Source organism: Rhodobacter capsulatus, assembly GCF_003254295.1.
Classification (GTDB): domain Bacteria; phylum Pseudomonadota; class Alphaproteobacteria; order Rhodobacterales; family Rhodobacteraceae; genus Rhodobacter; species Rhodobacter capsulatus.
Map to the genome: position 1 here is coordinate 208,119 of NZ_QKZO01000003.1, position 19,461 is coordinate 227,579.

The following is a 19,461-nucleotide window of genomic DNA, read 5'->3' on the forward strand; positions in this document are numbered from 1 at the left end:
GCGGGCCTAAAACCCGCGCGAAACGCTCAGGAGTTGCGCCATGACCGGAACCGCCTTCAAGAAACTTGCCCTTGTGACCGGCGCCTCGCGCGGGCTCGGCTTTGCCATCGCCGAGGAGCTGGCGGCCGAGGGCTGGCACATCATGGCGGTGGCGCGCACCGTGGGCGGGCTGGAAGCACTTGACGACATCATTCAGGCCCGGGGCGGGTCGGCGACGCTGGCGCCTTTGGACATCACCAAGCCCGAGGAAATGGAAACGCTGGCGAACGGCATTCTGGGGCGCTGGGGCGGGCTGCAGCTCTGGATCCACGCGGCGGTTCATGCCGCGCCGCTCTCGCCCGCCGCGCATTCCGATGCGAAGGACATGGAGAAATCGGTGGCGACGAACCTGACCGGCACCGCGACGCTGATCCCGCTGATCGACCCGCTTTTGCGCGCGGGCGATGGCACCGCGGTCTTCTTCGAGGATGACCGCGCGGGCCAGCCCTATTTCGGCTCTTACGGCGCGACAAAGGCGGCGCAGATTTCGCTGGCCCGCAGCTATGCGGTCGAGGCGGCGAAGATCGGCCCGAAGGTGCGCATCCTTGCGCCGCGGCCGATGGCCACTGCCGTGCGGGCGCGCTTTTTCCCCTCGGAAGACCGCGCGCCGCTGATCGATTGCCGCGACGAGGCGAAGCGGCTGCTGGCCGACCTCTGACAAAAGGGGGGGCTCTGCCCCCCGCTGACGCTCCCCCCGAGGTATTTCGAGCAAGATGAAATCACGCCTTTCATCTTGCTTGAAATACCTCGGGGGTGAATTGGCCGAAAGGCCAAGAGGGGGCAGCGCCCCCTGCCCCGCCGGATCCGGGGCGGACCGGGTCCGCAAGGGCACACCTGCGCGCCAAACGCAGCACCTTGCTTGTTTGGCTGCGGCGCAGCGGCTAATCAGACAGAAACCGGGCAACGAGGGTCGCATGCGCATTCTGATCACCAATGACGACGGCATCAACGCGCCGGGGCTTTCGGTGCTCGAAGCGATCGCGGCCGAGCTGGCAGGCCCGGCGGGCGAGGTCTGGACCGTCGCCCCCGCCTTCGAGCAATCGGGTGTCGGTCATGCGATCAGCTACAACCGGCCGATGTCGATCGCCGAGCTGGGGCCGCGCCGCTTTGCCGCCGAGGGCAGCCCGGCCGATTGCGTGCTGGCGGGGCTTTACGACGTGCTGACCGACGGGCGGCCGGATCTGGTGCTGTCGGGGGTCAACCGCGGCAACAACTCGGCCGAGAATGCGCTTTATTCCGGCACCCTTGGCGGGGCGATGGAGGCCGCGCTGCAGGGCATTCCGGCGATCGCGCTGAGCCAGTTCCTCGGCCCGGCCTGCCTTGGCCCCGGGCTTGACCCGTTCGAGGCCGCCCGCGTGCATGGCCCGGCGCTGGTGCGCAAGATCTGGCAAAACGGCATCTGGGACGACGGCCCCTATCGCGTCTTTTACAACGTCAACTTCCCCCCCGTCCCCGCCGCCGCGGTCAAGGGCACGCGGGTTGCGGCGCAGGGGTACCGGAGCGACAGTTTCTTCACCGTCGAGCCCGCAGTCTCGCCCAATGGGCGGCGGTTTCTCTGGATCAAGGGCGGTCCGCAGCATGGCGCCACCGCGCCCGGCACCGATGCGATGGTGAACCTGGAAGGCCATATCTCGGTCACGCCGATGCGCGCCGATCTGACCGCGCATGACGTGCTCGCCGATCTCGAGGCGCGGCTGGCATGACCGAGGACGAGCGCGCCCGGATCACGATGCAGTTTCTTTACGCGCTGCGCTCGAAGGGCGTGACCGAGGCCCGGATCCTCTCGGCGATGGAGCGCATCGACCGCGGCGCCTTCGTGCGCGGCATCTTTGCCGAACGCGCCTATGAGGACATGCCGCTGCCGATCGCCTGCGGGCAGACGATTTCGCAGCCCTCGGTCGTGGGCCTGATGACGCAGGCGCTGGCCGTGGGGCCGCGCGACCGGGTGCTCGAGATCGGCACCGGCTCGGGCTATCAGGCCGCGGTGCTGTCGCTTTTGTGCCGCCGCGTCTATACCGTCGACCGCCACCGTCGTCTGGTGCGCGAGGCGCAGGCGGTCTTCGAGGCGCTCTCGCTGCCCAATATCGTCGCCTTGGCCACTGACGGCTCGCGCGGGCTGCCCGATCAGGCGCCCTTCGACCGGATTCTGGTCACCGCCGCCGCCGAGGACCCGCCGGGGCCGCTGTTGTCGCAGCTGAAGATCGGCGGTATCATGGTGCTTCCGGTCGGCCAGTCCGACACCGTGCAAAGCCTGATCCGCGTGACGCGACTGGAAACCGGCTTCGATTACGAGGAGTTGCGCCCGGTGCGCTTCGTGCCGCTGGTCGAGGGCATGGCGGGCGACTGAGCCGGGCCCCCGCGGAACCGGGATAAGACCGAAGAACGACAGACCGAACGAGGACGAGCGATGCAAGCCCCCCACTCCCGCCGACTGACCCGCGTGCTGCTGACCGGCGTCGCGCTGGCCGTGCTGGCCGGTTGCGGCAAGGACGGCCGTTTCGATGCCGACCTGCGCCATTTCGGCAAGACCGGCTTCGACACCACCGAGGCCGTGCGTCAAGCCACCGCCGACCGCCCCGCCCCCGATGCGCGCGGGGTGATTTCCTATCCGAATTATCAGGTTGCCGTGGCCCGGCAGGGCGACAGCGTCGGCTCGATCGCCTCGCGGCTGGGGCTCGATGCGGCGGAACTGGCGCGCTACAATGCGCTGGCGCCGAACACGCCCTTGGGCAAGGGCGAGGTTCTGGCCCTGCCCAAACGGGTCGGCGAACCGGCACCGGGCGCCGTCGCGGGCGGGGCTGCCGCCGCGGGCAGCGAGCGGATCGACATCACCTCGCTGGCGGGGGCCGCGATCGACCGCGCCGCCGTCAATCAGCCGCCCGCCGCCGCGCCCGCGGCCCCCGCCGCCGCGCCCCGTCCCGCCGCACCAAGTGCCAGCCCGGTGGCGAAACCCGCCGCCCGCCAGACCGGCGCCGAGCCGATCCGCCACCGCGTCGCCCGCGGCGAGACCGCCTATTCGATCGCGCGCTATTACAATGTCCCGGCGAAATCGGTGGCGGACTGGAACGGCCTGCCCGCCGATCTGAGCGTGCGCGAGGGCCAGATGCTGATGATCCCGCCCGCGACCGGCGCCGCGCCGCGGCCCGCCACCGCGGCGCTGACCGAACCGGGCGAAGGCTCGCCCACGCCCGAGCCGCCCTCGGCGGCGAAACCGCTGCCGAAAGAGGTGCCACCGAAAGCCTCGGCCCCGGTCGACACATCCGCCGCCCCCGATCTGGGCGCCGCCCGCACCGAGGCCTCGCGCAGCTCGAAATTCGTCATGCCGGTGCCGGGCGCAATCATCCGCCCCTATGCCAAGGGCAAGAACGACGGCGTCGACATCCGCGCCGCCGCCGGAACCGCGGTCAAGGCCGCCGATGCAGGCACGGTCGCGGCGATCACCAAGGACACCGAACAGGTGCCGATCCTGGTTCTGCGCCACGAGGGCGGGCTGCTGACCGTCTATGCCAATATCGACGGCATCACCGTCGCCAAGGGCGACAAGGTGCGCCGCGGCCAGAGCATCGCCAAGGTCCGCGCGGGCGACACCGGCTTTTTGCATTTCGAGGTCCGCAAGGGCTACGACTCGGTCGATCCGATGCCCTATCTGGACTGAGACCCGGCCCCGGGCCGGTGCCGCGAAACCCGGCCCCGGCCGTTTTTTTCAGCCGGTCACAAGAACTTGACCTCTCTGGCCGGGAAGCGCAATTTGCCGTGGGGGAGGACACCCCCGCAGGGGGGGACCATGGCGCTTTTGAATTTCCTCAGCACGATTTCGCCGGTGGGGCTGGCCACGGCGGCGCTGGCGCTGTCGGGGGCGCTGGGTCTGCTTCTGGGCGGGCTGAACTGGCGCGGCATCGGGCTGGGCATCGGCGGGGTGCTGTTCGCGGGGCTCTTCGTCGGTCACTGGACCTCGGTCGCGGGCCTGCATCTGGCGCCGGAAATGCTGGAATTCGTGCGCGAATTCGGCCTCATCATCTTTGTCTTCACGATCGGCATCCAGGTCGGGCCGGGCTTTTTCGCCTCGTTGCAGCGGGCCGGTCTGCAGTTCAACCTGATCGCCGCCGCGATCGTCCTTTTGGGCGTCGCCACCACGGTGGCGCTGCATTTTATTGCCGACATTCCGGTGCCCGCGCTGGTCGGGCTGATGTCGGGGGCGGTGACGAACACCCCGGGGCTGGGCGCGGCAACGCAGGTGCTGAAGGATGCGGGCATCCCCTCGGAGGTGATTTCGGAAGCCTCGCTCGGCTATGCCGTTGCCTATCCCTTTGGTATAATTGGCATCTTGCTGACGATGATCGCGGTGCGGCAGGTGCTGGCGATCCGCATCGAGCGCGAAGAGGCGGAGTTCGAGGCGACCCGGGCCAAGGGCGGCACCAAGGAACTGCCCGCGCTCAATGTGGTGGTGCGCAACCCCAATCTTGAAGGGCTGGAACTGGGCGAGGTGCCCGATCTTTACGATCAGGGCGTGGTGGTGTCGCGGCTCAAGCGCGGCGCGGTACTGATGCATCCCCTGCGCTCGATGGCGCTGCACATGGGCGACGTGCTGCATCTGGTCGGCCCGGCCGAGAAGCTGCATGCGATGGTGCTGATCTTGGGCGAGGAGGTGGATGTCTCGCTCACCTCGACCAAGGGCACGCAGCTGAGCTGGCAGCGCGTCGCAGTGACCGAGCCAAAGGCGCTGGGCAAGCATATCCGCGATCTCGGGCTCGAGGAACGCTCGGTCTCGATTTCCCGCGTCACCCGGGCGGGGACGCAGCTGCCGGTCGAGCCCGATCTGGCGCTGCAATTCGGCGACATCCTGACCGTGGTCGGCGCCCCCGCCGATATCGAGGCGGTCAAGCCGCTCTTCGGCGATCAGATGAAAAGCCTGGAGCAGGTGCAATATTCCGGTGTCTTCTTCGGCATATTGCTGGGGGTGATCCTCGGCTCGATCCCGATCGCCTTTCCGGGCCTGCCCGCGCCCTTGAAACTGGGTCTGGCGGGCGGGCCGCTTGTCGTGGCGATCCTGCTCTCGCGCATCGGCTTTCTGGGGCCTTTCGTCTTCTTCATGCCGCCCGTCGCCAACCATGCGCTGCGCGAGCTGGGCATCGTGCTCTTCCTCTCGGCGGTCGGGCTGAAGGCGGGCGGGCAATTCGTGCAGACGCTGATCCACGGGCCGGGGCTTTCATGGATGCTCTACGGCATGGTGATCACCCTCGTGCCGCTGGTGATCGTGGGCTTCGTCGCCCGCATCGTCTATCGGGTGAACTACCTGAGCCTTTCGGGCGTGCTGGCGGGCTCGATGACCGATCCGCCCGCGCTCGCCTTTGCCAATGGCATGTCGGGCTCGGCGGCGGCCTCGGTCGGCTATGCCTCGGTCTATCCGCTGGTGATGTGCATGCGGATCCTGGCGCCGCAGATCATCGTGCTGTTGTTGCTGTGACCCGGGCCACCCCCGCCCGCAAGGAGAGACCATGAAGATCGCCACCTTCAACATCAACGGCATCAAGGCCCGCGCCGAGGCCCTGCCCGCCTGGCTGCGCGCGGCCGAGCCCGATGTCGTGCTGCTGCAGGAGATCAAGTCGACCGACGAGGCCTTCCCGCACGAGGTTCTGGACAGCACCGGCTACACGGTGCACACGCACGGGCAGAAAAGCTTCAATGGCGTCGCGATCCTGTCGCGGCTGCCGCTGGAGGATGTGACGCGCGGCCTGCCCGGCGACGACAGCGACGATCAGGCCCGCTGGATCGAGGCGACGGTGATCGGTGCCCGCGCGGTGCGGGTCTGCGGGCTTTATCTGCCGAATGGCAACCCGGCGCCGGGGCCGAAATACGATTACAAGCTGGCCTGGATGGCGCGGATGCAGGCGCGGGTGGAAACCCTGCTGCGCAGCGAGGAACCGCTGGTTTTCGCGGGCGATTACAACGTGATCCCGCAAGACGAGGATGCCGCGAAACCGGACAGCTGGCGCGCGGATGCGCTGGCCCTGCCCGCGAGCCGCGCGGCGTTCCGGCGGATCGTGAACCTTGGCCTGACCGATGCCTTCCGCGCCCGCGTGCCCGGTCCGGGGCAGTATTCGTTCTGGGATTATCAGGCGGGCGCCTGGCAGAAAAACAACGGCATCCGCATCGACCACCTGCTGCTCTCGCCGCAGGCGGCCGATCTGTTGCGCGATGCGGGCATCGACAAGGAGGTCCGCGCGGGCGAGAAGCCCTCGGACCATGTCCCGGTCTGGATCGATCTGGACGCCTGAGACGGCCCCCCGGCTTGGCTGCCGCGGCCCCTATTTCCGCGGCGCCGTCACGTCGTGGCCATAGACCCAGTCGAAGCGGCCCAGGATCTTGCCCGGCGCGATCGCCGAGGCCGTGCGCAGCGCCAGATGGCCGATGACGCGGGCCGGGCCCGAGAGGTGATAGTTGCGGGCGTTCTCATTCGCCGCCTCGACGATCGCCTCGCAGCGCCCGCGCCGCGCCGCCTGATAGGCGGCCAGCCCCTCGGCATCGCTTTCGGCCTCGGCCAGCGAGGCCGCCAGCACCCAGGCATCTTCCAGCGCCATCACCGCGCCCTGCGCCATGAAGGGCAAGGTGGGATGCGCGGCGTCGCCCAGGATCGCCGCGCCGCGGCCCTGCCAGACCCGCGCCACGCGATGCCGGAACAGCCCCCAAAGCCAGGGTTCCTTCACCGCTTCCAGCCAGTCCTGCACCTGCGGGCAGAACTCCTCGAAGGCGGCCAGCAGGCTGCGCGGATCGTCGCGATGCGACCAGCCCTCGGCGGTCCAGCGTTGCCGTTCCTCGACCGCCACGATGTTGCGCAGCCCCCGCCCGATCGGATAGCTGACCAGATGGCGGCCGTCGCCCATGAAGACCTGCGCCACCTTGGGTTCGGCATCGTCACAGGGGATCAGCGTCCGCCAGGCGACCTGATGGGTGAAAAAGGGCCGCCCCTCGCCGTTCAGCGCGCGCCGCACCCGCGATTGCAACCCGTCGGCGCCGATCAGAAGGCCGGTCTCGATCTCTTCGCCCTTGAGCATCTTCAGCCGCGGCGGATGCGGGCCCAGCATCACCTCGGCCACCCGGCTTTGCAGCCTGATCTCGACGCCTGCCGCGCGCGCGCCCTCGGCCAGAAGCTCGATCAGCCGGGCGCGGTGCACCAGCCGGTATTCCTCGCCCGGGCGCAGCCGCGCCAGATCGAGCCGCGTCACCCGCTTGCCGGTCTCGCCCTCGCGCAGCTCGATCGCCTCGGCCTGCGGACCGGCCGCGGCCAGCGCCTCGCCCAGACCAAGCGCATGCAGCACCCGCGCGCCATTGGGGGAAATCTGCAGGCCCGCGCCGACCTCGCGGATCGCATCGGCCTGTTCCAGCACCGTCACCTCGGCGCCCCGCAGCGCCAGCGCCCGGGCCACCGCAAGACCCGCCACCCCGGCCCCAAGCACCGTCACCTTCCGACCGATCAGCACGACCAGACCCTTTCCGAACCGTTGGACCCCGCCCGACCCGGAGCCGTCTTCCAAAAAAAAGCACCGGCCCCTGCTGGTGCCGGTGTCCCATGTCCTTGCGCGAAATCAAACCCCCCGCGCTGGGGCGTCGCGTCGCACCCCCCTGTCGCACCCCCCCTGCCGAGGCGGCGGCCGGGGTCAGTCGTCGCGGTGCACGCGCTCGCGGCGTTCGTGTTTTTCCTGTGCTTCCAGCGTCATCGTGGCGATCGGACGGGCGTCAAGCCGCTTGAGCGAGATCGGCTCGCCGGTCATTTCGCAATAGCCGTATTCGCCATTCTCGATCCGGCGCAGCGCGGCGTCGATCTTGGAGACCAGCTTGCGCTGCCGGTCGCGGGTGCGCAATTCCAGCGCGCGGTCGGTTTCCTCGCTGGCGCGGTCGGCCAGATCGGGCACGTTGCGCGCCGATTCGGCAAGCCCTTCGAGGGTTTCGAGCGATTGTTCGAGCAGTTCCGATTTCCACGCCATCAGCTTGCGGCGGAAATATTCAAGCTGCCTTTCGTTCATGAAAGGCTCGTCTTCGGCCGGGCGGTAATTGTCGGGAAGGAAGGTCTCGGCTTTCATCGCGTCACTCACTGTCGGGCCCTCGGTCGCGTCGGGGTTGCCCCCCGGCACCGCTGCGCGCTCACTTACCCTAACGCGCTTGTGTTGTCACCCCCGCTTTGCGGCTGCGGCATCTTTCCTGCGCCGATCCCGCGCGGCGCTTGCGGCGATTTTGGCGCCCGGCTAGGCTTTCGGCAGCAAGCAAGGAGAGGCCCGTGCAGTTCAGTTCGACCAAGGATTACGTTGCCCCCCCCGATCTGATCGTGGCGGTGAATGCCGCCGTCGCGCTCGAGCGGCCGCTGCTGGTCAAGGGCGAGCCGGGCACCGGCAAGACCGAACTGGCGCGGCAGGTCTCGGCGGCGCTGGGCCTGCCGATGCTGGAATGGGCGGTGAAATCGACGACGAAGGCGCAGCAGGGGCTTTACGAATACGATGCGGTCTCGCGCCTGCGCGACAGCCAGCTGGGCGATGCGCGGGTGAACGAGGTCAGGAATTACATCCGCAAGGGCAAGCTCTGGCAGGCCTTCGAGGCGGAGGGCAAAGTGGTGCTCTTGATCGACGAGATCGACAAGGCCGACATCGAATTTCCCAATGACCTGTTGCAGGAACTCGACCGGATGGAGTTCCATGTCTACGAGACCGGCGAGACGATCCGCGCCCGCCACCGGCCGATCGTCATCATCACCTCGAACAACGAAAAGGAACTGCCCGACGCCTTCCTGCGGCGCTGTTTCTTTCACTACATCCGCTTCCCCGACACCGAGACGCTGCGCGCCATCGTCAAGGTGCATTTCCCCGGCATCAAGGAGGCGCTTCTCGCCGCCGCGCTGAGCCGATTCTACGAGATCCGCGAGACGCCGGGGCTGAAGAAGAAGCCCTCGACCTCGGAGGTGCTCGACTGGCTGAAGCTTTTGCTGGCCGAGGATCTTTCGCCCGAGGATCTGAAGGCCGATCCGGCGAACCTGCTGCCGAAGCTGCACGGGGCGCTTTTGAAGAACGAACAGGATGTGCATCTGTTCGAGCGGCTGGCCTTCCTGGCGCGGCGGCAGGGGCGCTGAGCGCCGCCCTCAGCCCGCCGCGCCGCCCACCGGGGGCAGGACGGTGACCCGGCAGATCGCCGGCGCGGAGCCGAGTTCGCTCAGCCACAGCACCCCGGCCTGTTGCAGGTCGATCTCCAGCAGGTACTCGCCCTCCCGCTCGGGGGCGCGCACCAGAAGCGTCGTCTCGAACGTGCCGCCCGGCGGCAGCGGCTGGGTGAACGGCTGCTGGCCGTCAAGCCATTGCAAAAGGCTGCCATCGGGCGCGCGCCAGTGGTTGCCCAGCGTCAGACCGCTTTCGCGGCTGGGCGCCCAGAGCTGATCCGTGCTGTTGCGCAATGTCACCGGCACCTCGCACAGGCCGCGCGCGGGCATCACCAGCTGCGCGGGCGCCGCAAGCTCGGCGCACAGCGACCAGAGCGGACCGGCCCCGGGGCTGGTGCCCGCGACGGCCTCGATGCGGCGGCGCAGGATCGCGCTCCACAGATCAAGGATCTTGCCGCTGAACAGGCTGCCATGTTCCGAGGGGATGGTGTCAAGGCTGCACAGCGGCAGCCGCTCGCGCAACAGCGCCTCGGCGTCGTGGAAGCGGTGCAGCGGGTTGGTGGTGTCATGCCGCCCGAGGATGAAGGCCGCGCGCCCGCCATAGGGGGTGATCAGAAACGGGTTGAGACAGATCAGCAGCGCGACCGGATGGTCGGCGGCAGTCAGGATCTGCGCGATCTTCTGCGCCAGAAGCGCGCCCTGACAATTGCCGCCCAGAAACATCGGCCCCGACAGGCCCAGCGACAGCAGTTCTTCGGCGCAGATCATCGCCATGTGCAGATGGGTCTTCGCCCCGGGCTTCACCACCAGATGCCCCGAGCGCAGGCCGTAAAGCGGCTGATCGGGGCCAAGTGCCGCGGCCAGCGCGGCGAATTCCGCATAGCCCTGAAAGCACCAGACCAGCGGCGGGCGCGAGCCGCCGAGATTGACCCCGAAGATCAGCCCGTTTGCGCTGACCACCTCGCCCTGCCACCAGGGCCGGGTGACGGCCGCGACGGTCTTGCGCAGATGCGCGAGCAGCGCCGGATCGATTAGCCCCGCCCCGGCGGGGGCGGCGGCCGGGCTGTCCTGCGCGGCGGGAGAGGCGATCTTGCTCATGTTCGCCGCAACCAGCCGTTGACGTTGAACGTCGCATTATGGCCGAACCGGTCGCAATATTGCGCGTCGATCGCGTAATCGGCGCCGCGGCGGGCCAGAAAGGCGTCGATCGCCCGCGAGGGCGGCGAGAGCGCCGAGGCCACCGCCGCGATGTCGGCGGCGTCGCGAAAGGCGCCGTCCTCGATGATCACGTAATCGCCCGGGGTCAGATGCGGATCGATGTAGTCCAGAACCGCGGTGCAGGTCGCCTCGTCATGGGCGGAATCCTCGATCACCAGCAGCGGATGGCCGAGGCGGCGCAGCTCCTCGGGCGGCAGCACCCGCGCCAGATCGCGGGCGTCGCCGATGCGGGCATCGACCTGCGGATGCGCGCTGGGGGGACGCGGCAAAAGATCGATGCCGATCACCGGCCCGGGCAGGCCCAGCGCCGCCATCATGTCGGCCAGCCATTCGGTCCGCCCGCCTTCGAGACTGCCGATCTCGATCACCGCCGCCGGTTTCAGCGCGCCCAGCAGCGCCAGATAATTCGCCATGTCGAGCGGGTTGAGCAGCATCGCCCGGCCCTTGTAGCGGGTCTCGAGGCTGCCCTTGAGCAGGCCGGTCAGCACTGCGTCGGGAAGCGCGCTGGAGAAATCCCGCGCCCCGCCGCCCTGCCCCGCCGCCGGTCTTGGCCCCGATCCCGCAGGGGCCAGCGTCGGGCGGCTGGCATCGAGCCGTTCCAGCTCGGCGATCTTGCACAGGCTGCGCAGCGGGGGGCTGAGTTCGAGCCCGCCCAGCACCGCCGAGAGCGCCCCCTCGCGGTCGGCCGCCAGCCGCGGTTGCGGCACGATCACCGCCAGACCGAACAGCAGCGGCAGCCAGACGACATGAAACTCTGCCCCGCGTTCGGCCAGAAAATCCTCGATCGCGGTCTTGACGCCATTGCGCGGACCGCCCTCCTCCACGGCATGGGCAAAGCCCGCATTGTAGCCCCCCGGCGAGAGGCCGCGCTCCCGCGGCAAGAGCCCGCCGATGCGATAGGGCTGGCGATGCGCAGCGGGGATGCGGTCGGGGCAATAGTAAAGATCGCGGCGCGCATAGGGCCATTCGACATCGTGGCAGATGGTGATCGGCGCATCCGCCGCAAGCGGGCCTTCGCGGCCGTAGATCAGCTGCAATTCGGAATGCATCGTGTACCAGTTGTGATCGCCGTCCAGCAGCACGACATCGGCGGGCAGAAGATCGCCCAGCACCTCAAGACTGGGGCGCGGATGAAACACCGCCACCCCGGCAAAGCGGTCGCCCAGCCGCGCCAGCTCGGGCCCGGGTTCGGGATCGACGATGTCAAGCCGCGCCCCGGCGGCCTTGGCCCAGGCGGCCAGAAGCCGGGAATGGCGGCCCGCATCGGCGCCGACCTCGATCACGCGGCGCGCTTCGGCGGCGTCCAGAATGGGTTTGACGACACTGGGCCAGAATTGGAACACGGGGCTGTCTCCGAAAAAGGGTCACGACTTGCGCCAGAAGGCGCCCGTCCAGTCGATCATGCCAAGGGGCGCGGTGATGCCGCGCGCGGCGCGGAAGCGGTCCACCGCCAGCGCGCATTGGCCAAGGCCGCCGTAATCGTCGATGATGACGAAGCCCCCGGGCGCGACGCGGTCGTAAAGCGCCTCGAGCGCCTGCAGGGTGGAGCTGTAAAGATCGCCATCGAGCCGCAGCAGCGCCAGTTTTTCCACCGCGCAGCCCGCCAGCGTGTCGGCAAAGAAGCCGGGCAGAAACCGCACCCGCGCATCGAGCAGGCCGAAATCGGCAAAGGCCCGCTCCACCCGCGCCTGCGACACGGCGAGTGCCGGGGCGTGGTCGCGCGACAGATCCAGCCCCTCGTCTTCGGGCAGCGCGGGCGGCGGCAGCCCGGCAAAGGAATCCGCCACCCAGAGGTTGCGGTCCTGCGCCCCGGCCAGATCGAGCATCGCCTTCATCAGCAGGCAGGCGCCGCCGCGCCAGACCCCGCATTCCATCAGATCGCCCGCCACCGCCTCGGCCAGAATGGTGGCGACGCAGTCCTGCAGATGGTCCAGCCGCCGCCGCCCGATCATCGTGTAGCCCAGCGGCGGACCGGCCTGCGCGGTCAGCGTGTCAAGGCCCTGCGCCCGCAGCCGCCGCTTTTCCGCCAGCGCCGGGGCCAGCTTGCCGGGCACGTCGTAAAGCGTCTCGCTCCAGAAGGCGGGGGGGATGTCCTTTCGGCCGCGCAGCGCATCCAGCGCGACCTCGGTTTCCAGCCCGGTCTCGTTCAAAAGCACCGCCTTGAGCAGGTCGATATAGCGCTCGCCCGCCTCGGGGCCGGGCCGCAGCGGCGTTGCAACCGCGCGCGGGGCCGCCGTCTGCCCCGCGGCAAGCTGGCGCGCGTAAGCCTCGGCGGCGCGGCGCGAGACCGGACCGAAATAGCTGCGCTCGGTGTCGACGACCCGGATCCGGCCGCGCAGGCGGTAATATTCCTTGGCGGCGCGCTTGTGCACCTCCAGCGCGGCGGCCCCGGCATTGGTATGGGTGCCGCCGTGGATCTGATGAAAGATCCCCTCGCCCAGAACCACCACCTGCCGCGTGCCCGGATGTTCCAGCGCGCGCCAGAGCAGATCGGCATTGGCCGCCCCGCCGCCCGGGCTTTCGAAGGCCGGATCGAAACCGCCCAGCGCGTCCCAAAGAGCGCGCGGCAGGAACAACAGATTGCTTTCGCTGAGCGGGCCGAACCAGCCGCGCCCGACATTCTCGGCAAAGGGGCTGATGTCGAACAGCCGGTAGCCGTCGGCCTGCCAGTCGATCCCGGTCAGCAGCCGGTCCTCCCAGGCGCTGTCATAGCCCTGCTGCTGGGTCAGCCATTGCGGCCCCGGCCCGATCTGGAACGAAAGCGTGCTGACGACCGGCATCGGATCGGTCCGCGCCGCGCGGCGGCAGGCCTCCAGCAGGCCAGGGCTGGCCATCCGCGCGCCGTCGATGCTGACGCCGATCAGCGGCGCCGCGGCCAGGCCCAGCCCGTGGTTGATCGCCCGCACCGGCGAGGGCGTCGGATCGGCAAAGCGCTCGATCCGCAGATTGAGGCCCAGATCGGCGAAATCCTCGGCCCGCGGCGGCTGGCGCGAGCCGTTGTCGATCACGATCACCTCGTAATCCTCGGCGGCGATGCCCTCCTGATAACGCGGCGACAGGCTGTAAAGCGTCCGCGGCAATTCGCGCGCCATCTCGTGGCTGATCACGATCAGGCTCAGCTCGGGCGGCTTGGGGGTCATGAAAGCAGGCCGCTTTCCCGCAGATCGGCGATCAGCTCGTCGATCGTGGCATTGCGCAGGACCAGCGTCGCCTCGATCTCGGTGCCGAAATGCTCCTCCATCGCGCCCGCCATCACCACGGCATCGACCGAGTCGATCCCCAGATTGTAAAACGGCGCATCGCCGGTGATGGTGGCCGCCTCGGCCCCCGTCAGCGACACGAGAAATTCGGTGATCCAGGTTCTGACGGCGGTTTCGTTCAGCATCGGTGCCTCGCAGCAGGGGATTTCGGGGGCCATGCGGGTCAGACCTGCACGGGAAGATTGGTCATGCGGCGCTGGTTGTGCAGCGGCCGCCAGCCGGGCCGGTCGATGCACAGCCGCGGGCGCGGCCCGTCCAGCACGGTGCCCAGCGCAATCTCGGCCTCCATCCGGGCGACCCAGGCGCCAAGGCAATGATGCAGCCCGGCGCCGAAGGATTGCACCGGCCGCCCGGTGCGCCCGGGCAGGTAAAGGTCGGGGTCGGGATAGGCCTGCGGGTCGCGGTTGGCGGCGGCGATCATCAGCACGATCTGCTGCCCCGCCCGGATCTCCTGCCCGGCAAGGGTCATGTCGGTGGCGGCGCGACGGCGGACCTGCTGGATCGGCGCCTCCAGCCGCAAGGCCTCCTCGGCGGCACTAGCCAGCAGCCTCCGGTCGGCCGCGACGCGGTCGCATTGATCGGGATGGTCAAGCAGCAGCCAGAGCGCATTGCCGATCAGCGCCGAGGTGGTCTCGAAGCCCGCCATGAAGACGAAGCTGGTCAGGGCGGTCAGCCGGTCGTCGTCAAAGGGCGCCTCGGAGGCGTCATTGCGGCTGACCAGCAGCGACAGGCCGTCGTCGCGCGGGGCGTTGCGGCGGGCGGCGATCTCGGGGCGCAGGAAGGCATGCGCCTCGGTCAGGCGCAGCTCGGCGGCGCGGAAATCGCGGATCGAGGCGCCGCGGTTGAGGATCACCGGCACCCCCGCCAGCGTCTGCGCCAGCCAGAGCGCATCGGCATCGGCCAGCCCCAAAAGCCAGCCCATGAAGCGCGGCGGCAGCGGATCGGCAAAGCCGGTCATCAGGTCCAGACCGCCGTCGCGGGCCAGCGGCGCGTGCAGATCGCGGGCGATGCGCGTCACCTCGGCGGCGCAGGCGGCCTGCGGGCGCAGCGCCAGAAGCCGCGCCACCAGCGCGCGCAGCGGCCCATGCGCGGGCGGGTTGCGGAAAAAGATCGCCATTTCAAGCAGCCGCAACAGTTCGACCGGATGATCACCCAGCGCCTGCGAGACATCGGCGACGAACTGCCCCAGATCCAGCGTCAGCAGGCCGGGGGTGCCAAAGGCCGCGCTGACGTCCTGATGACGCAGCAGCACCCAGGCCTGTTCGGTCTCGGTCCAGAACACCGGCGCGCGGGCGCGCAGCGTCGCGTAGACCGGATAGGGGTCGTCGCGCAACAGCGGCGCAAGACTGTTGAACGATCCAAGATCACCCATCGGAACCTCCTGAAATTGCAACACATTCTTCCGGCGCAGCCGGACAGCGGGCCAGATCGGCCGCCAGATAGGCGGCGCGGCAGGCGCCGCGGCGGATCTTGTTGCTGGTGGTGCGCGGCAAGGTGCCGGGCCGCACCAGCACGACCTCGAGCGGGCGCACCCCGAAACCCTCGCAGATCGCCGCCGTGACCGCCTGCGTTGCCAGATCCAGCGCCGGATCGGCCTGATGGCCGCGCTTGACCTCCTGTACCACGACCAGCGCCTCGGTGCCATCCTGCGGCACGGCAAAGGCGGCGGCGGTGGCGGAGAGCGCGGGATGGGCGCGGGTGGCGGCGGCCTCGATATCCTCGGGGTGGTGCTTGGCGCCGCGGATGATGACGATGTCCTTGAGCCGGCCGACGACGGCCAGCCCCCCGCCCTGCATCTGCCCCAGATCGCCGGTGCGCAGGAAAGCCGGGCCGTCCTCGTTCGCGATCCGCGCGCCGAAGCTGCCCCGGCTGCGTTCGGGCTGCTGCCAGTAGCCCGCGCCGACATGCGGACCCGCCACCCAGATCTCGCCCACCCGGCCCTCGGGCAGGCGTTCGCAGGTTTCGGGATCGACGATGGCCAGCTGCTGCCCCGCGGCGCCGATGCCGCAGATCACCCGCTCGGGCTGGTCCGCAGACCCGGGGAGCGTCGCCAGCCCGCTGCCCGCCGGTCCGCCCGAGACGAAAAGCGTCGTCTCGGCCATGCCGTAGCAGGGAAACAGCGCCTTCGGGTCGAAGCCCGCCGGGGCAAGACGGGCGGCGAAGCGGCGCAGATCCTCGGCCCGGACGGGTTCGGCGCCGCAAAAGGCGACGCGCCAGCTGGACAGGTCAAGACCCTCGATCTGTTCGGGGCGCAGGCGCTCGGCGCACAGCGCATAGGCGAAATTCGGCCCGCCGCTGCTGGTGGCGCGGTGGCGCGCGATCGCCTGCAGCCAGCGCAGCGGCCGCTGGATGAAGTCCATCGGCGCCATCAAGACCGTCTCGGCGCCCAGATAAAGCGGCTGCAGCATCCCGCCGACCAGCCCCATGTCGTGGAACAGCGGCAGCCAGCTGACCATCCGCGTCTCGCTGTCATGGCCAAAGGCGCGGCGGATCATCTCCATGTTGGCGATCAGATTGGACTGGGTGACGATCACCCCGCGCGGATCAGCGGTCGAGCCCGAGGTATATTGCAAAAAGGCCGGATCTTCGGGATGCGGCGGGGCGGGAGGCGGCGCATCGCCCGCGGGCGCGGGTCCGTCGGTGGGGATCCAGTCCAGATCGGGCCGCACCGCGGCGACGGCGTCGCGGATCGTCGCTTCGGCGGCCAGCGCGGCCGAACACAGCACCAGACGGGGGCGCGCATCCGCGGCGATCGCCGCGATCCGCGGGGCGGAGCGCGCAGGCGTGATGTAGGGCGTCGGCACCGCGATGGCGCCTGCGTAAAGACAGGCCCAGAAGCCGATGACAAAGGGCAGACCCGGCGGATAGACCAGAAGCACGGTCCGCCCGCGCGCGCCGCGCGCCAGCAGTTCGGCCGCCCAAAGCCGGGCCTGACGGTCCAGATCGGCATAGGTCAGGCTTTGCCCCGCGCCCTCGCCGTGGTCCAGAAACCGCAAGGCGACCTTGTCGGGACGGTTCCGGGCGTGCCGCTGCAGAACCTGCGCCAAAGTCGTGGTCTGATCGGTGGGCAGGGACGCAAGCCCCCCCGGCCCGGTCGTCTGCGCCATCATCGCCCCCCCTGCCGGAACCGCGCCACCGCCGCGGTGGCGGGGCCGAGCGTCAGCTTTGCGCCCATCTCGCAGCGGTTGCAGACCGGCATCGTCGCCCGGCGCGTGACCAGCGCCTGCAAGAACTCTGCCCGCCCCTCCCCGGCCCAAAGCGCGCTGTAGCGGCTTTGCCCCAGATTGCCGAGCTGCGCGGCGCCCGGATGAAAGCAGCACGGCACGATGTTGCCGCGATGATCGACGTAAAGATTGCCCGGATCGGCGGCGATCGCGCAGCCGCCGCTGCCCATCGTCACCTGATCGCGGGCCCGGTCGCGCAGGCTGTCGGGCAGCTGGATCCAGCCGCGGAATTCGGGATGAATGCCAAAGGGGGCCAGCACATCGCGCCAGCGCAGCTTGTCCTCGGGCGTCTCGATCACGCAGCGCGCCTGCAGGCGCAGGCCCGGATATGTCGTCGCCAGATCCCGGGCAAAGGCCAGAAAAGACATCAGTTTCGACCACTTGGCCGGTGGGCGCAGGGCTTCGTAACTGTCCGGCGTGCCGTCGCCGTCGCAGCTGACCGTCAGCAGATTGAGCGCCCCCATCGCCACCAGCGCCTCCAGCCGGTCGCGGGCGTCGCTTTGCGCATTGGTGGAAATCTCCACCCAATGCCGCTCGATCGGGCTGGCCAGCAGGATCCGGCCCAGCTCTTCCAGCTCGGGATGCAGCAGCGGCTCGCCGTAATTGAACAGGCGTATCAGCGTAATTTTCGGCACGTCGATGTTGGAGAGGCAGCGCGCGAACAGATCGGGCGCGATGAACTCGGGCCGCGGATCAAGGCCGGAATTCGGGCAGCCGACGCAACGCAGCTGGCAGCCGCCGACGATGTCGAAATGCAGGGTGGACAGCGCGCGCCGCCCCCCGGCAGGGATCGTCTGTCGCGGCAGCGGAGATGTCATGGGTTTCGCACCCTCCTGATTGGCACTCTCCTGAAGCGGCGCAACACCGACGCCCGGACGTCTTTGGCGAAGGTCAGACCAACCGCGTACCGGCACAATTCCAGGCGACATGCCCCGCGGGACAGGCCCCGTATCTGCAGGAAGATCATCGCAAATCCCGGGGGTCAAGAGGGATTCGTCGGCGCTTGCGCTCTGCCGCCCGCGCCCGGCGCCGGGGCCGGAAGCTGGGCCACGGCGGGGCCATGACGGGGACCGCAGCCCCCGCGAAACCCCGTTTTTTCCCGGTCGCACATAAAAAATACCAAAACTCGATAAACACAGTGGACTTTTTACCGGAGATGGCATTCCCTTGGCACAGACCCTTCTTCGGAGAGCCCGGATGGCCCAGCTTGATCTGATCGACCGCAAGATTGTTTCCGAACTGATGCGCGACGCGACGCTGCCGGTGGCGCAGATCGCCGACCGGGTCGGGCTGTCGCAGACGCCGTGCTGGAAGCGGATCCAGAAACTGGAAACCTCGGGGGTGATCGAAAAGCGCGTGGCGCTGGCCAATCCGCAGGAATTGGGGCTGGGGCTGACTGTCTTTGTCGCCATCGAGGCCCCCGATCACGGCCCGGACTGGCGCGCCGCCTTTGCCGCCGCGGTCGAAAAGCTGCCCGAAATCATGGAGGTGTGGCGCATGGCGGGGGAAATGGATTACCTGCTGCGCGTCGCGGTCTCGGACATGGCGGCCTATGACCTGCTTTACCGCCGCCTGACCGATGCGGTGCCGATCCGCAATATCACCTCGCATTTCGCGATGGAGCGGCTGCGCCACACCACAGCCTATCCGATCGACACCAAAAGCTGGTAAGCGGTCTCAGCGCGCGGACAGCACCGCCACCAGATCGCCCCCGGCAGGCGCCCTGCCCGACAGATCCAGCGTGGCGGCGATGTCTTGCAGATGCGCCGCCATCAGCCGTTCCGCCGCCGCCCCGTCGCGCGCGCGCAGCGCCTGCAACAGCGTGGCATGGTCGTGATCGCGGCAGGTCTCCAGCCCCGGCGCGCCGTAAATCGCCACGATCAGCGAGCTGCGCGCCACCAGCTCGCGCAGTATCCGTTCGAGCGTGGCATTGCCGCTTGCCTCGGCCAGCTGCAGATGGAACTGCCCCGAAAGCCGGATCGCCTCGTGGCGGCTGCCGCGATCATGCGCGGCGGCCTCTTCGGCGATGAACCGTTCCAGCGCGGCGATTTCCGCGGCGCCTGCGCGTTCGGCCACCAGACGCGCGATCGCCGGTTCCAGCGCCGCGCGCGCCTCGAACACGTCGCGCGCCTGCGCGGGCGTCGGGCTGGCCACATAGGCGCCGCGGTTTTCGCGCAGCTCCACCACCTCGCGGCTGGCCAGAAGCAGCAGACAGCGGCGGATCCGCATCCGCCCGACCCCGAAGGCCTTGCACAATTCCGATTCGGACAGCTTGGTCCCCGCGGCCAGCCGCCGTTCCATCACCGCCTCGAAAATGCGCTCGACGATCTCGGTTTCGGTGATTTCGTCACCAGCACCGGAACCGTCCGTCTCTTGTGCAGGGCTCTCGTTCATCACGCCGGGTCCAAAACATCCTGTCTTCACAGGCAAATACATCCGCCCCCCGAGGCCAGCAAGCGTCGCGGCGGTCACAGTCAGGATAACAGGATGGTTGACAGGATTGTTAACAATCTTTTCCCTGACCTCAGGCAACAGCGCCAGAGCGCCGGATCATGGCTCTGGTGCAAACACAAAGACGGTC

At 68.9% G+C, this 19,461-nt stretch carries 18 protein-coding genes; 8 read left to right on the forward strand and 10 right to left on the reverse strand.

Features of this window, described 5'->3' with window-relative positions; genetic code table 11:
- Nucleotides 1–40 precede the first annotated feature (40 nt).
- From LY44_RS05605 to xth, 6 genes are all read left to right on the forward strand, one after another.
- On the forward strand, nucleotides 41–697 hold the full coding sequence (locus LY44_RS05605) for an SDR family NAD(P)-dependent oxidoreductase (protein WP_055209772.1): 657 nt from the start codon (nucleotides 41–43) through the stop codon (nucleotides 695–697).
- Nucleotides 698–953: 256 nt separating this feature from the next.
- Nucleotides 954–1,742 carry a 5'/3'-nucleotidase SurE gene (gene surE, locus LY44_RS05610; RefSeq protein ID WP_055209773.1) on the forward strand — a complete coding sequence of 263 codons (789 nt, stop codon included), beginning with the start codon at nucleotides 954–956 and terminating at the stop codon, nucleotides 1,740–1,742.
- Nucleotides 1,739–2,386, forward strand: coding sequence for a protein-L-isoaspartate(D-aspartate) O-methyltransferase (locus LY44_RS05615; RefSeq protein ID WP_055209774.1), 648 nt, complete (start codon nucleotides 1,739–1,741; stop codon nucleotides 2,384–2,386). Before surE ends, LY44_RS05615 begins: the two co-directional genes overlap by 4 nt.
- Before the next feature lie 60 nt (nucleotides 2,387–2,446).
- Nucleotides 2,447–3,694: a LysM peptidoglycan-binding domain-containing M23 family metallopeptidase gene (locus tag LY44_RS05620; RefSeq protein WP_111395974.1), complete on the forward strand. Its 1,248-nt coding sequence runs from the start codon at nucleotides 2,447–2,449 to the stop codon at nucleotides 3,692–3,694.
- 129 nt (nucleotides 3,695–3,823) lie between these two features.
- Nucleotides 3,824–5,503: a putative transporter gene (locus LY44_RS05625; RefSeq protein WP_055212731.1), complete on the forward strand. Its 1,680-nt coding sequence runs from the start codon at nucleotides 3,824–3,826 to the stop codon at nucleotides 5,501–5,503.
- A 31-nt stretch (nucleotides 5,504–5,534) separates the two neighbouring features.
- Complete coding sequence (xth, locus tag LY44_RS05630; protein ID WP_055212730.1) at nucleotides 5,535–6,314, forward strand: exodeoxyribonuclease III; 780 nt, start codon at nucleotides 5,535–5,537, stop codon at nucleotides 6,312–6,314.
- 30 nt (nucleotides 6,315–6,344) lie between these two features.
- Here the strand turns inward: xth and LY44_RS05635 are convergent, their stop codons facing one another.
- Nucleotides 6,345–7,517: an FAD-dependent monooxygenase gene (locus LY44_RS05635; protein ID WP_055212743.1), complete on the reverse strand. Its 1,173-nt coding sequence runs from the start codon at nucleotides 7,515–7,517 to the stop codon at nucleotides 6,345–6,347.
- A gap of 177 nt (nucleotides 7,518–7,694) precedes the next feature.
- Entirely contained in the window at nucleotides 7,695–8,117 is a 423-nt protein-coding gene (dksA, locus tag LY44_RS05640) for an RNA polymerase-binding protein DksA (protein WP_055212729.1), read from the reverse strand.
- Between the two features lie 194 nt (nucleotides 8,118–8,311).
- On the opposite strand from dksA, the gene LY44_RS05645 reads away from it, so the two are divergent.
- On the forward strand, nucleotides 8,312–9,154 hold the full coding sequence (locus LY44_RS05645) for an AAA family ATPase (protein WP_055212728.1): 843 nt from the start codon (nucleotides 8,312–8,314) through the stop codon (nucleotides 9,152–9,154).
- A 9-nt stretch (nucleotides 9,155–9,163) separates the two neighbouring features.
- Here the strand turns inward: LY44_RS05645 and LY44_RS05650 are convergent, their stop codons facing one another.
- Genes LY44_RS05650 through LY44_RS05680 form a run of 7 tightly spaced genes read right to left on the reverse strand, consistent with a single transcriptional unit; the run spans nucleotide 9,164 to nucleotide 17,698 of the window.
- Entirely contained in the window at nucleotides 9,164–10,276 is a 1,113-nt protein-coding gene (locus LY44_RS05650; RefSeq protein WP_055212727.1) for a hypothetical protein, read from the reverse strand.
- Entirely contained in the window at nucleotides 10,273–11,739 is a 1,467-nt protein-coding gene (locus LY44_RS05655) for a CmcI family methyltransferase (RefSeq protein ID WP_055212726.1), read from the reverse strand. The genes LY44_RS05650 and LY44_RS05655 overlap by 4 nt, the downstream gene beginning before the upstream one ends.
- Before the next feature lie 21 nt (nucleotides 11,740–11,760).
- Nucleotides 11,761–13,536 (reverse strand): TylF/MycF/NovP-related O-methyltransferase, encoded by a 1,776-nt coding sequence (locus tag LY44_RS05660; protein WP_055212725.1) that lies wholly within the window; start codon nucleotides 13,534–13,536, stop codon nucleotides 11,761–11,763.
- On the reverse strand, nucleotides 13,533–13,781 hold the full coding sequence (locus LY44_RS05665) for an acyl carrier protein (protein WP_074552512.1): 249 nt from the start codon (nucleotides 13,779–13,781) through the stop codon (nucleotides 13,533–13,535). The genes LY44_RS05660 and LY44_RS05665 overlap by 4 nt, the downstream gene beginning before the upstream one ends.
- Nucleotides 13,782–13,819: 38 nt before the next feature.
- Nucleotides 13,820–15,028, reverse strand: coding sequence for a cytochrome P450 (locus tag LY44_RS05670; RefSeq protein ID WP_055212723.1), 1,209 nt, complete (start codon nucleotides 15,026–15,028; stop codon nucleotides 13,820–13,822).
- The gene (locus LY44_RS05675) at nucleotides 15,021–16,763 is read right to left on the reverse strand and encodes a fatty acyl-AMP ligase (RefSeq protein WP_055256387.1); all 1,743 of its coding nucleotides are present in this window, start codon (nucleotides 16,761–16,763) and stop codon (nucleotides 15,021–15,023) included. The genes LY44_RS05670 and LY44_RS05675 overlap by 8 nt, the downstream gene beginning before the upstream one ends.
- Complete coding sequence (locus LY44_RS05680) at nucleotides 16,763–17,698, reverse strand: radical SAM/SPASM domain-containing protein (RefSeq protein ID WP_055212721.1); 936 nt, start codon at nucleotides 17,696–17,698, stop codon at nucleotides 16,763–16,765. Before LY44_RS05680 ends, LY44_RS05675 begins: the two co-directional genes overlap by 1 nt.
- Nucleotides 17,699–18,077: 379 nt before the next feature.
- Here LY44_RS05680 and LY44_RS05685 point away from each other — a divergent pair, with 379 nt between their 5' ends.
- On the forward strand, nucleotides 18,078–18,551 hold the full coding sequence (locus LY44_RS05685; RefSeq protein ID WP_055212720.1) for an Lrp/AsnC family transcriptional regulator: 474 nt from the start codon (nucleotides 18,078–18,080) through the stop codon (nucleotides 18,549–18,551).
- A gap of 6 nt (nucleotides 18,552–18,557) precedes the next feature.
- On the opposite strand, the gene LY44_RS05690 is transcribed toward LY44_RS05685, so the two are convergent.
- Entirely contained in the window at nucleotides 18,558–19,274 is a 717-nt protein-coding gene (locus LY44_RS05690; RefSeq protein WP_055212719.1) for a GntR family transcriptional regulator, read from the reverse strand.
- Nucleotides 19,275–19,461: the final 187 nt, after the last annotated feature.

What these genes read in the sequence shown, in the direction of transcription:
- xth (WP_055212730.1), top strand. Translation starts at nt 5,535, where the DNA reads ATGAAGATCGCCACCTTCAACATCAACGGCATCAAGGCCCGCGCCGAG.
- dksA (WP_055212729.1), bottom strand. Translation starts at nt 8,117, where the DNA reads ATGAAAGCCGAGACCTTCCTTCCCGACAATTACCGCCCGGCCGAAGAC.
- LY44_RS05605 (WP_055209772.1), top strand. Translation starts at nt 41, where the DNA reads ATGACCGGAACCGCCTTCAAGAAACTTGCCCTTGTGACCGGCGCCTCG.
- LY44_RS05650 (WP_055212727.1), bottom strand. Translation starts at nt 10,276, where the DNA reads ATGAGCAAGATCGCCTCTCCCGCCGCGCAGGACAGCCCGGCCGCCGCC.
- LY44_RS05665 (WP_074552512.1), bottom strand. Translation starts at nt 13,781, where the DNA reads ATGCTGAACGAAACCGCCGTCAGAACCTGGATCACCGAATTTCTCGTG.
- LY44_RS05660 (WP_055212725.1), bottom strand. Translation starts at nt 13,536, where the DNA reads ATGACCCCCAAGCCGCCCGAGCTGAGCCTGATCGTGATCAGCCACGAG.
- LY44_RS05625 (WP_055212731.1), top strand. Translation starts at nt 3,824, where the DNA reads ATGGCGCTTTTGAATTTCCTCAGCACGATTTCGCCGGTGGGGCTGGCC.
- surE (WP_055209773.1), top strand. Translation starts at nt 954, where the DNA reads ATGCGCATTCTGATCACCAATGACGACGGCATCAACGCGCCGGGGCTT.
- LY44_RS05670 (WP_055212723.1), bottom strand. Translation starts at nt 15,028, where the DNA reads ATGGGTGATCTTGGATCGTTCAACAGTCTTGCGCCGCTGTTGCGCGAC.
- LY44_RS05620 (WP_111395974.1), top strand. Translation starts at nt 2,447, where the DNA reads ATGCAAGCCCCCCACTCCCGCCGACTGACCCGCGTGCTGCTGACCGGC.
- LY44_RS05675 (WP_055256387.1), bottom strand. Translation starts at nt 16,763, where the DNA reads ATGGCGCAGACGACCGGGCCGGGGGGGCTTGCGTCCCTGCCCACCGAT.
- LY44_RS05690 (WP_055212719.1), bottom strand. Translation starts at nt 19,274, where the DNA reads ATGAACGAGAGCCCTGCACAAGAGACGGACGGTTCCGGTGCTGGTGAC.
- LY44_RS05685 (WP_055212720.1), top strand. Translation starts at nt 18,078, where the DNA reads ATGGCCCAGCTTGATCTGATCGACCGCAAGATTGTTTCCGAACTGATG.
- LY44_RS05615 (WP_055209774.1), top strand. Translation starts at nt 1,739, where the DNA reads ATGACCGAGGACGAGCGCGCCCGGATCACGATGCAGTTTCTTTACGCG.
- LY44_RS05680 (WP_055212721.1), bottom strand. Translation starts at nt 17,698, where the DNA reads ATGACATCTCCGCTGCCGCGACAGACGATCCCTGCCGGGGGGCGGCGC.